At 48.5% G+C, this 11,313-nt stretch carries 12 protein-coding genes; 5 read left to right on the top strand and 7 right to left on the bottom strand.

Going from position 1 to position 11,313, the window contains the following annotated elements:
• Positions 1-367 (top strand): hypothetical protein (locus AC3WP4_RS28260; RefSeq protein ID WP_158242641.1); only part of this gene is annotated, 367 nt, incomplete at its 5' end.
• Between the two features lie 96 nt (positions 368-463).
• Here the strand turns inward: AC3WP4_RS28260 and AC3WP4_RS28255 are convergent.
• The 3 genes from AC3WP4_RS28255 to AC3WP4_RS28245 form a co-directional block, all read right to left on the bottom strand.
• Positions 464-1,477 (bottom strand): acyltransferase family protein, encoded by a 1,014-nt coding sequence (locus AC3WP4_RS28255; RefSeq protein WP_102642487.1) that lies wholly within the window; start codon positions 1,475-1,477, stop codon positions 464-466.
• 414 nt (positions 1,478-1,891) lie between these two features.
• Complete coding sequence (locus AC3WP4_RS28250) at positions 1,892-2,347, bottom strand: hypothetical protein (RefSeq protein ID WP_256581405.1); 456 nt, start codon at positions 2,345-2,347, stop codon at positions 1,892-1,894.
• 192 nt (positions 2,348-2,539) lie between these two features.
• Positions 2,540-2,977, bottom strand: coding sequence for a GNAT family N-acetyltransferase (locus AC3WP4_RS28245; protein ID WP_207250637.1), 438 nt, complete (start codon positions 2,975-2,977; stop codon positions 2,540-2,542).
• A 334-nt stretch (positions 2,978-3,311) separates the two neighbouring features.
• Here AC3WP4_RS28245 and AC3WP4_RS28240 point away from each other — a divergent pair, with 334 nt between their 5' ends.
• Positions 3,312-3,656 carry a cupin domain-containing protein gene (locus AC3WP4_RS28240; protein ID WP_102616775.1) on the top strand — a complete coding sequence of 115 codons (345 nt, stop codon included), beginning with the start codon at positions 3,312-3,314 and terminating at the stop codon, positions 3,654-3,656.
• Positions 3,657-3,756: 100 nt separating this feature from the next.
• Here AC3WP4_RS28240 and AC3WP4_RS28235 read toward each other — a convergent pair whose 3' ends face one another.
• Positions 3,757-4,410, bottom strand: a complete 654-nt coding sequence (locus AC3WP4_RS28235) for an FMN-dependent NADH-azoreductase (protein ID WP_102616774.1) — start codon at positions 4,408-4,410, stop codon at positions 3,757-3,759.
• 107 nt (positions 4,411-4,517) lie between these two features.
• Between AC3WP4_RS28235 and AC3WP4_RS28230 the strand changes: the two genes are divergently transcribed.
• Positions 4,518-5,372: a LysR substrate-binding domain-containing protein gene (locus AC3WP4_RS28230; RefSeq protein ID WP_074877994.1), complete on the top strand. Its 855-nt coding sequence runs from the start codon at positions 4,518-4,520 to the stop codon at positions 5,370-5,372.
• 48 nt (positions 5,373-5,420) lie between these two features.
• A complete protein-coding gene (locus AC3WP4_RS28225) occupies positions 5,421-5,663 on the top strand; it encodes a hypothetical protein (RefSeq protein ID WP_102616773.1) in 243 nt (80 codons plus the stop codon).
• A gap of 68 nt (positions 5,664-5,731) precedes the next feature.
• Here the strand turns inward: AC3WP4_RS28225 and AC3WP4_RS28220 are convergent, their stop codons facing one another.
• Together AC3WP4_RS28220 and AC3WP4_RS28215 are read right to left on the bottom strand one after the other, a co-directional pair.
• Complete coding sequence (locus tag AC3WP4_RS28220) at positions 5,732-6,175, bottom strand: DUF6130 family protein (RefSeq protein ID WP_102616772.1); 444 nt, start codon at positions 6,173-6,175, stop codon at positions 5,732-5,734.
• Between the two features lie 188 nt (positions 6,176-6,363).
• On the bottom strand, positions 6,364-6,636 hold the full coding sequence (locus tag AC3WP4_RS28215) for a hypothetical protein (RefSeq protein WP_076027834.1): 273 nt from the start codon (positions 6,634-6,636) through the stop codon (positions 6,364-6,366).
• 919 nt (positions 6,637-7,555) lie between these two features.
• Here AC3WP4_RS28215 and AC3WP4_RS28210 point away from each other — a divergent pair.
• Positions 7,556-8,551, top strand: coding sequence for a HepT-like ribonuclease domain-containing protein (locus AC3WP4_RS28210; RefSeq protein ID WP_146011634.1), 996 nt, complete (start codon positions 7,556-7,558; stop codon positions 8,549-8,551).
• 173 nt (positions 8,552-8,724) lie between these two features.
• Here AC3WP4_RS28210 and AC3WP4_RS28205 read toward each other — a convergent pair whose 3' ends face one another.
• On the bottom strand, positions 8,725-11,019 hold the full coding sequence (locus tag AC3WP4_RS28205; RefSeq protein WP_102616769.1) for an AAA family ATPase: 2,295 nt from the start codon (positions 11,017-11,019) through the stop codon (positions 8,725-8,727).
• Positions 11,020-11,313: the final 294 nt, after the last annotated feature.

The following is an 11,313-nucleotide window of genomic DNA, read 5'->3' as shown; positions in this document are numbered from 1 at the left end:
CGGCGGTAATGGCGGTGGTAACGGGGGAGGCAACGGTGGTGGTAATGGCGGTGGCCACGGCGGCGGTACAGGCGGCGGCCATAGCGGTTCAGGTCACTCCGGCGGCGCTAACAGTAACGGCCAGGGCAAAGGACTGAGCAGCGATCATGCCGGCAAGGCTGTTCGCGACCATGGTGAAAGCGGAAACCACTATGGCAATGATCGCGGTGATCAGGGCCATGGCCAAACGACTTCAGGTATCGCTCAATCCAAAGATACTCGCGGCGTGACCAAGGCCAGTGCAATCTCGACCTCGACTCCAGGCGATCACAACACCAAAGGGTTGAGTAAAGCCGGAACGTCGGTATCGAAAAAATCCCATGATTAGCCATAACGGCTGACAAGAAAGTACACCCAAAACGGGCGCCCACAAGGCGCCCGTTTTCGTTTGTTCCGTTGCTTGAACCCGCAATCGACTCGGGATTCAACTGACCGAGGTAACAGACTGGTTAGCGACTTTCTTGGCAAATCGCTTACCAAAAGCAATCCACCATTTTTCATAATAAAAGGTCGAGATATGCGCGGTGATAAAAATGGCGGCGAACAACAAAGGGCGCTTCAAATATTTTATGACGGTATCTCCGCTACCCAGCCAGGTATGTATTAGCAGCGGATGAACAACGTAGAGGGCATACGAGATAGTGGCGATATAAAATAGAGCGCGATTATTCAGAAGTTGGGCAATCAGTGTCCGGCTATTGAGTAACGTGCTCCCCACCATTGCTGCGGCAAGGTAGGGGCGCAAGTAGTTCATGAAGCCCGCATCGGGATGACAGGACAAAACAAATAGAAGGCCTAAAGATACTTGGGTGATCCAAGTTTGTGCCGGAAGTTTGACAAGGATATTGCCCAGTCTGTTGTTATATATCAGTGCCAGTATGCACCCGGAAAGTATTTCGTCGATGCGGTAATAAGTGTTGATTGCGACATGGACTTCATTCATGACTCGATACATCGTGACGGCAATGCAGAGAACCGGGATCAGCAGTACCCACTTGTTTCTCATCAAAACCACCAGCAAAGCGATGGCGAAATAAAACTGGACCTCCATGCACAAACTCCATAGGTGGCCGTTGACACTGCCAAGCCACATGGGCGGCCAGTTGGCGACGAACAGAAAGTTTGCGATGTAGGCATCCGGAGTGCTGTTCATGACGGGTAAGGCAATGAGCATGTACAACCAGGCGAGCGGCACAACCCGAAAGATTCTGCGGATTAAAAAATCAACGACGCTGCTGTTATTGAGCAGGAAATTTGTAATCAGAAAACCCGACAGGGTAAAAAATATAGCCATTCCCATAACGCCTGCGGCGGCATTGAATTGCCAAGCCTTTGGGCTGAGTGGTAGCAGGTGACACGCCAAGACAAGCAGGATGCTTATGCCGCGCCATCCATCAAGTACGCTGAATCGAGAGCCCGCTACGGAACTATTATTCATATTGGCATCCCGCTCTTGGGTCGATAGAGGGCATCCGATAAAGGCCGTGCTGCGACTGAAAACTGTCTGAATTCATATAAAAACCCAGTAGTTGCAGCAGTGAAGAACACATGAAAGCAGACCATTTAAGCCTGTAGTCTAGGACACCTTTTGCACTTCACCCTTTACGCCATGAAAAAATTCCAGTCGCAAGGAGTTGGTTAAATGACCGGGTTTTTGACGTTGCTTGTTTGACGTTGTTTAACAGCATGGCGATAAGTGAAGGCCCGCCTTTTTGGTAGGCGGCTTTTGGCCGATTTTTGCCTGTCGTGAAGGGCAGAAGTCGGCCCAAAGCGGACACTCGCTGCAGGAAGCCGTCAGCCAAAAGCGGCTTCCGATTCACAATGGGATTGTCAGCTTCTATGACATTCGCACCTACAAGCCGCAAAGAAGTTCGCGTCTCACGTGGAGAGCAATCGCTGCGAAGCCCTTTCCACTGCCACGCTTGCGGGACGTGTAGTCCTGATGAGTAGAAACATCCGCCCATTGACTCACCGATTCCACGTACCTATGAGTGCTATCGGTATCAATTTCAAACGCTATGAAGCGCTCTGCGTGAGTGAGCAACAGACCATAAAGGCGTGGCATTCCGGGAAAGTCGACTTCAAGGTCGAGTACGACGGTTTCTGACCATTTAATGCCTTTTGACTCGCCATAGTTTTTTAAGGCGGGAGGAACCCCTGTGGCCAGCCAAGCTTTAGCGGTTACCATGAGTCTGTGGGCCACAAGAGCATTTTGCTCTTGCACGTTCAGTTGCCGCTTTTTTATCAGGCGGTCAATGTCCACTTCAATCTCCTCTAAAATCGTCGCTTTCAGGATGGCGATGACCAATCAAACGCGCAACGACTCAGACGACTCCCATCTGCACGCTGCTACCCGATCTAAGCGGGGCGTAGCGAGGTCCCGATGGAGTTAGCAAAAGACGACTTTCGACCCAATGCGGACGCTGACCAGCATTTCGTTAAGGGGCGGGCTTTAGCCCGTGCCAGTGAGCGAAGCGAAGCGAACGGTTTGAACCAGTTGTTATGCATGTTTTACTAGCCGTTTCTTTAAATGATACAGGTTAGTCCCGATTGGTCGATCCTCAAGAACACCATAAATCTCATACCCATGCCGCTCATAGAACTGTTTAGCATCAACGGTTTTTAAGAATGCAACTACTGCCCCATTGTTGGCGCCAATCGTTTCTGCTTTCTCCAATAGCATAGAGCCTACTTTTTTACCGCGATGAGATTCCTTAACCCAAAAGGTGTCAATTTCTAAGCCATCCCAGTAACAATTACAGCTTATTGCACCGATGTAGTCGCCTACTTCATCGTGTGCAACCACCATAAATATTTTATCTTCCGATTCTGGCGGTAGATTTGGATGTTGAATTCGAAGATATTCTGAAAACCTATTATTCAGAACTCCTTGATCCTTTTCCGTTGGGGAATCCAATATATCAATCTTGATTTCCACTTTATTGCTCCTGTCATTCAATTTTGAGGTGCCGTACGGCTTTTGGCATAACAATTAATTTTGCGACATGCGATGTCGCATAACATTCCATGTTCATGCGTAATCCCTTGAGCAATCAAAAAATCGAATCTGTAAACGCGGCATCAAGAAGTGGGAAAGCGGCATATTTTTTTGCACATTACTGACGTATTAGCTGCGTGTCCATGGTCTGCTTTTGGCCGATGACAGCCTGTCGCGCAGCAATGCAATCGACCCTTTGTCGCCTCCCGCCTGATCACGCCTTTTGGGGTCTCTACTTCTAGCTAGGCCCTGTACGTACAGAGGAGCGCGCGCCATGAGCAATGAACAGTCTGCACCTGAAACGAAAGGCGTTACGGTGCAGTTACTCGCAACGATTGACCTGGGGCCTGAGATCGAGGGGATGGCAGGGCGCCAACTCAGGATGCGCAGGGTGACCATCGAGCCCGGAGGTGTCTTCGGGCCGATTCACAACCATATCGACAGACCAGGCACCGTCTACATTCTGCAAGGCACGATCACTGACCATCGCAATGGCGTCGCCACGGACTATGGGCCGGGAGTGGGCTGGCCCGAGGACAGGAACACCACCCACTGGCTTGAAAACAGAGGCACGATTGCGGCGGTGGAGATCTCGGTCGATATCGTCAGGCAAGCGTAAGTACGCCTCACTTGAACTGCGCAACCCGTCAGTACTGACTCGGGCGGGGGCGTGGTGGCTATTCAAGCTTTTCGGTTTGCAATGAATCGATGTGCAACCGTTAGGCCTGAAGCGTCGGCGACAAACTGTCTGCCAAGCTCATGGCCTGTTGAGTCGCGTCCTCACGCGCGCGCCGATCAACGTCTTCCCCCAGGATGGTTTTTTCCACAATCACCGAATGCACATCCGTGACGCCGATAAAATTCAGCCAGGCTTCCACGTAGGGCTTCTGGAAGTCGAAGCGCTCCGCCGGGGTGCTCGACTGCGCCGAAAAATCCAGGCCGCGGGCGTACATCACCACGGCGAGTTTGTTGTGCAGCATGCCTTCCAGACCGCGTTCCGGGTCAACGCTGAACAGGATGTCTTTCTGCGATACCAGATCGATGAAGTGCTTGAGTTTGTAGGGGATGCTGAAATTCCACAGTGGCACGGACATCACCAGCACATCCGCGCGGTGCAGGTGACTGGCCAACGCTTTCAACGTGTTCCAGGCGTCTTGTTGTGCAGAGGTCAACGGCGTGCCATTGAGCCCGGCGTACTTGGCCTCCATGGCCAGATCATCGAACTCCGGCAGCGTCATGTTCCAGAGGTCGAGGGTGATGATTTCGGTGTCCGGGGTGTTGGCTTGATAACGCGCAATGAAACTGCGGGCGACTTCAAAGGACGCCGAACGCTGTTTGCGTGGAGAACACTGAATATGCAGAAGAGTCGTCATGACACACCTTGAATGATGAGGAGGGCTGGGCAGGTGTGAGCATTGCAACATAGTTGAATTTGAAATATAAATCGTAAATTCAGACTAAATTGATCACGTATAAAACTATGTTCGACCCTCTGCTGCTCAAAACCTTTGTCACCGTCGTCGATGAAGACGGCTTCAGCCGTGCCGCCCAGAAGCTGCACCTGACTCAGTCGGCGGTCAGTGGCCACGTGCGGCGATTGGAAGAACAGATTGGCAAACCCCTGTTGACGCGCACCACCCGTTCCCAGCAACTGACGGCCGATGGCGAACGCCTGGTCTCTTATGCGCGCACGATCCTCGCGCTGAACCGCGACGCCTGGACCGACCTCACACGCACACCGTTTCACGGGCGATTGCGGATCGGCGTGTCCGAAGATTTTGTCGAGCCTCGATTACTGCGCACGGTCCAGGATTTCGCAGCGCAATACCCCGGGATGAAGATCGAAGTACAGGTGAATATTCCGGGTACGTTACTGGCGCTGATGAAGCAGGGGCATCTGGACGTGGTCATCGGTTCGCTGTGCGAAACCAGCGAAACGGGGCTGTTGCTATGGCAAGAACCGTTGGTGTGGGCCTGGTCGGCGCAACCCGTCGCTGGGTTACCCACGCCGTTGCCGCTGGCCCTGTTCCCCGAGCCGTGCCCTTATCGCGAGGCCGCGCTGACCAGGCTGGCACAGGCGGGAATCGCCCAACGCACGGCGATGTTGTGCAGCAGCACCGCCGGATTACGGGCGGCGGCCCTGGCAGGCTTCGCGGTAGCGCCCATGCCACTGAGTCAGTTGGGGCAAGGCTTGGCGGTTATTGGGGCAGAACAAGGGTTGCCGGATTTACCGGATGCGCAATGTCGGCTGTTCACCTCGCCTGACGCGGATCAGGCGATTGTGGCGGCGGTTACTCAGCTGATTGTGGAGTACTGCTCAAAGCGGAGGGTTTGATTGTGATTGTTTAAGTAGGTGTCACCTTTTATCCGACTGGAGATTCACATGTCCGAAATTACCCAACTGGTCATTGCCCTGGTGCTGTTCTTTCTGTTCGATCGGTTTCTCAAGCCGTATCTGCTGCGCAAGTGGCTAGGGATGGTGCTGGTGGTGGCTGGTGCGGTCGGCTGCGTTGCTGCAAGCCAGATCCGCGTGTTGGGCTTTGATCTGGGGTTGCTGTCAATCTTTGCCGTGGCGCTGGGCGTGGGGTTGTTCCTGAAGCGGCGGCGGTTCGAGCAGTTCGGCTGAAGAGAAGGAGGGGTTTATCTCGCAGTTGGCAGACAAGGGCATGACCCAAACAAGTCAGTCCCCGTTGATCATGGTTTTTTCTCTGGAACGATAAAACTCACTTCCGTACTGGTCAGGACCTTATGACTCGGATCAGCCACTTCAAGAAGAACCTTGTGCGGGCCGGGCGTCAGCCCGACCAAAATAATCGGGTCTTCACTGGTGTGCGCCCAAGTCCCTTTCCAATCGTCGACGGTCACGTGAAGGTGACTCAGACGTGGTGACACCTCAACCGCCTCTTTGCCAAATACCGGCATGATCCTCGCGTGCTCTGCCCGATACTGGATGATGACAACGCCCCGGGCGAGCGGCGCGGCGAGCGGCGGATAGGCCATGAGTGTTGGTCCCGCCTCGGATTCCAACGGGAGTATTGCCGGTGGGTGATCGGTATCGGCTACCTGTTGACCCCACGCGGCAATGCAAAAAAACATGCCCAGAGCAAGGGCGGATAGATTTCTGAGAGCCAGGGGCATGGTGTTTATCTCCCGGGTGATCTTATTCAAGGCTAGATCAAATCGGGCAGTTGTCTTGGCTTCCGGAAAAACAGTGACTTCATACGCGGTCTTTGCCTTTCTGAGGCAGGTCAGCCGTCTGTTGGGGGCTAGGGACCACTTTGATCATGGACACAAAAAACGGGCGCCATTGAGGCGCCCGTTTTTACTTACTCCTTCGCCTGCGCTCGCAAGCGTCGACCGATCACGTCCATCAAGTCACAGCCGTCGCGTAACGGAATGGCCAGCAGTTTGGAGAAATCCGACAGCACCACCGTGTCGCAACCGAGTTCGGCGCGGAAGGCGATGTTTTCCAGCACCTGCGTGACCGTGCGGATGCGGTAATCGGCCATGGCTTGCAGGACGTCGAGTGGGGCTTGGGTGTCGATGAGCAGGGAGGCCGGGATCAGGTCGATTCCGGTGAGGGGCATGTATCTTTCCATAGGTGAGATATCCGTTCAGTTAGATGAGACCGCCAACAGATCGTCGCCAAACGAATAGGGTGGCAGTTGCGCGCAGGTTGGCGAACCGGGAACGAAAACCGGCAGACCCGAAGGTCTCCCGCGCGCAACCGCCATAGTACAGCGGTTTTGCAGTTGCGACGACGCCTGCAAATGAGCAGGCGGCCCTCGCATTCGTATCCCGGGTCGCCAAACCCGTAATCGCCATTTTGGGCGACGAGATGGACTATAGGCCTCATCGGAACGGCGGGAAAGGTGAGGGATTCCGAGGTTTGTGTAGGAATTTTTATGGTGGTCCTAGGACCGTTACACCCATTCCATTAGTGGATGTTCGACAAGGTAGGCCTTCTGTCGATAGCGAGGCGATTCGGGGATGATCGCTATCGACTGTGGATTCAATCGGTCGACCCAACTAAATACGCACAATCTAGGTTGACTCAGCAAAAAAGCTACCTTGGACAAACGTATTTGCGATATCGACTGTCGCTAGAGTGAAGCAATAGGCTTAGGTTGAGCCAGCTCAATCGTGCTGCCTTATCTACCGTTCGCATCGATGCACAGACTGTTTCGATGACATGGGGATTTCAAAACGCTACTATCACCCATATCACCTTAAAGAAGAAACGGTAATGGAAAACCTTAAAGTCGAATACCTTGCAATAGTTAATTCCAAGGAAGGATTCTGCAACTCAATTTCCGCATTCAATAATTTAATACAATCATATAGCAGCATCGAAATAAAAACTAAAGGATTGGTATTTGATGGGGTGCGGTTTGACTATGATGTTCAACAAGGAGAAATACAAAACAATAGTCACATTTTTTTCACGTGCGCTTAGCTTGCCAAAACAAAGGCGAGGTAATAGTCTTTCTATCATTATTGAAGTCCATAAGAACTATTTTGGCAAAAGCGGCTGAAAGACCTGTTGAGGTATTGTGGGATGATGTAAGCAGCAGCCTTTCCTCTGCCGCTTACCCTGTAATACATGAGATTGAAAACATGATGCGCAAGCTCATCACAAAGTTCATGCTTACAAAAATTGGTCTGGGTTGGACAAAGGAAGCCGTTCCGAGAGAAGTTTCGGAGTCTATAAAGACGAAGAAAAATACTGCAGGAAATAACTATCTTTTCGAAACTGATTTTATTCAGCTTTCAGATTTCTTATTTAAGCCTTATTCAACAGCCAGTTCTTCAAAGCTTATGGAGAAAGTTAGGTCGGCACTGTCGGCCAGTGAGATAAATATCGATGAGCTAAAAGAGCTCGTCCCAACTTCAAACTGGGAGAGATATTTTCAGCCTATTGTTAGTTGTAAGAGTGAGTATTTACAAACTCGCTGGGCGAAGCTGTATGAGTTGAGATGTCTTGTAGCGCATAATAATTTTATCGGTCACGATGAATTTGATAATATCTTGAAAATATCCGGGGAGGTCAAGGAGAAGCTTGGCGAAGCATTGAGCAAGCTCGACAGCATCTATATGTCTCCTGAGCAGAAGGAAGAAGTGGCTGAAAATATTGCAACCACTGTAAATAGCACACATGCAGAGCTTATTTCTATTTGGATTTCCATCCAGCAGTTACTTATCGAAACCGCTATGAATGCACTAAATCACGAGCAAGCGCGAAAGTTAATAAAAAACAAAACTTCAACTCGGCTTATTATTGACAAGCTTGTAGAGGAAGGCGTTGTATCTTCCGAACTGGCTCAAGAATTAGTGAAGCTTCAGTTGTCTCGGGACATAATTGTACATAACGTTGATGCTGAATTAAATGATTCCGTATTGATTACTGCGGATTGGGTTAAGCATGAATTGATAGAGATTCTAGAGAGTTTTGATGAAGCCGCAACACTACCACTTCCCGATTCGCTGTCCGACGTTAAAGATTTGGCAGGCTAGAGTTATTGAGGAAAGCTGTCTTTTGCGCACATAGTAAAAATGAAAGCAAAGGGGACTGATCTGTTTATAAATAGATCTGTCGCCTTTTATCAGTCTTTTATTAGGGAGGAAATGACGGGTTTGTTTGGTGGAAAATATACCAGAAGCAACCCCGTCTTTATTCGTACTTGTGGTTACGCAGTTTGGGTGGCTAAAGCTTTTTCCATTCCTGCGTAATGCGTTGCATCTAGTTTTTTAATCTCTTCAAAAATATCACGGACGATGTATTCCGATTCCGCAGCTATATTGTCAGTAGCACTATCGTCGAATTCGATCACTTGGTTATGGGAGTATTTATTTATGAACCTATAAATTCTTTCGCATTTCGCAGGTTCTGTTATTGCTTGGTCCATAAGACTCCTGAAGTCTCCGCGGCCATGAGGAAATTTAAATGTTAAAAACGCTTCTAGGAGTTTTCGTGACATATTTGCAACAGAGAAAGAAACTTCCATTGATAAGGTCTGTGTTTCTAAGTGCTGCCGCAAAGTTGAATAAAGAAAATGGTATTCGGAATTGAAGTTGGTAAGCGAAGGCGGAGCATTTTTCAAAGAGGCTACGCGTGGTGCTGTGAGGGAAGCATCTATGCTGTAAAATCTAGATTTTATTATTGGTAAGTGTGCAGCGTCCGTTTTTTTGTTTTTTCCTGCTAGCCAGTCACGTGCCAGTTTAAAGTAGTTGAAGCTGTGGGTAAGAAGAAACAACTGCTTGGCATCTTGGCAGCGATCTCGCAAAAATGAATGCGCATTAAAAAGATTGTTAGAGTCAAAGCTTGAAACAGGATCGTCGAAAACCACGATTGAATTTTTTATGTCGCGTTCGTTTTCAGATAGTTTCGTTAGAAAATAGATGAGGCCGATTGCGTTTTTTTCACCTTCGCTTAGGTTTCGCGCAGGTAGATTTTCGGGGATTCTTAAAATTTTGTAGCCTTTTTGTGTAGTGTCGAAACGCAGAGAAATGCTGTCTCTTCCCAGAAAGCGATGCAGTGCATCATTAAAGTTGTCGGCGCCAATGCTCTCATTATTAAGTTGTTTTTCAAGTTCGTTAATTTCTGAATTTAGAGTCTGAATTTCTTTGCCCAATTCTGCAATTGGGTTTAACAATGATTTGGCGCCGTCTTCAATTTTTTTGAATTCAGAGTCGCGAATTTCTTCACTTAAAAAATGCAGTTCCAGTGCGGTTTTAGCGCTAGCAATCTCATTGTTGAAGTTTTCGGCTTTATCATTGTGTGCGATTATCTTTTCATTGATAGCAGTTGCTGAGCTATTAAATTTCTCGAATATTGAGCTGGGGGGTGTTTCAATCACAAGCTGTGTGTCAAAAGGGTTGTCTATTTTTTTGTCTAGCACTATCTGCCATTCTTGCAGGTGTTGGTTTAGTGAAATTATTGCTTCTTCTACCTCGTCTTCTAATTTTGGAATATCCGTTGCGAATTCTTCATATAAGTCCCCGATAGATATTCTTGGAGGATTTGAAATGGTATTGCTTTGTATCCACTGGGTTGCGCTGTTGAGGCGGGTTTTGAAGATTTTAAAAGACTCACTAAAGTGGTCGTTGAGCGCTTTCAACCTTTCGGTGGAAATTGAGTGTCCACAGAATTCGCAGGTCGTATTGTTTATGTGTATCTCAAGTCCTGTTTCGATCCAGGACTGTATATGTGGGTTTTCAAGCAAATGGTCAATAGAGGTCGATGTGGCAGTTTCCTTGAATAAGGAGTTCAGGCGTTGTGCTGTCTGTGTAAAGTTTTCTTGATTTATAGGGGTTATTGAATGCTGGACCGAATTTTTAAATTTTGGAGAAACAGCCTGTTGTGTCTTTTCCAATATTTCTGTTTGAAGCAGTAGGGTGCCGGATTCTATTTCTGACGAGTGCGTGGTTATTTTTGATTGTACTTTGCTTCTATTGTAGTTGACGAAGTAGCTGTCCGTGCTGTCGAGAATCTGAAAGCGATTTTTTATGTTTTTTGCTATTCCACTGAGTAGCTTTTGGACGTTGTCGTCGAGGGTTTGTTTTTCTCGTGTTTTTTCTTCCAATAGATCGGATTTGGTTTTGTGAGCATCCTTTTTCTCTTTCCAAATTTTCTTTTCTTCAATTTTTTCTTTGGATATTAGAAGAATACTTCTTACTAAGCTGTCCCAGTTTATGTTTTCTTTAACAAAATTTGAGTTGAAGACGCAAATGTCTAGATCTTGTTTTATTAGGTTTTTGTTATCGATTATACCGATGTCGGTATCCATTTTAAGGGTTGCGTCAGGGAAGTCGCCTATAATATGCCCTTTAGATACGCACTCGAAAACTTTGGAAAGGGTCGATTTTCCACTGCCATTCCAGCCGTAAATTAAATTGTATTTTGCAAACTCTTCGAGTTCCTTTGGCTTTGTGTAATTAGCGAAGATCCCAAAGTTTTGTAGTGTTGTTATTGACTTGATCATTTAAAATCCTTTTTTATGGCGATATTTGGATGAATTGCCTGGATTCAAAAAGGGTGCATATGCGTCAGCGCACTGGTGCCATCTTCGTTTTATCGAAAAAATCTAATCGTATCGTGAATCATGGCGCTATGAGCCACTACTCAAAGTAGTCGCTAAGCGTGAATTTGGTATTTAAATAAGATGTGCAGACAGATTTTTTACGATGCGATGATATTTCCCCATGACGTAGACTCCTCCAACTGCGATCACCTGCCGCCCCGAGACCCACCCATGCACAGCCCCACAATCCAACCC

This window comes from Pseudomonas sp. FW305-20 (genome assembly GCF_058788075.1).
This window is presented reverse-complemented; position numbering and strand designations above follow the sequence as displayed.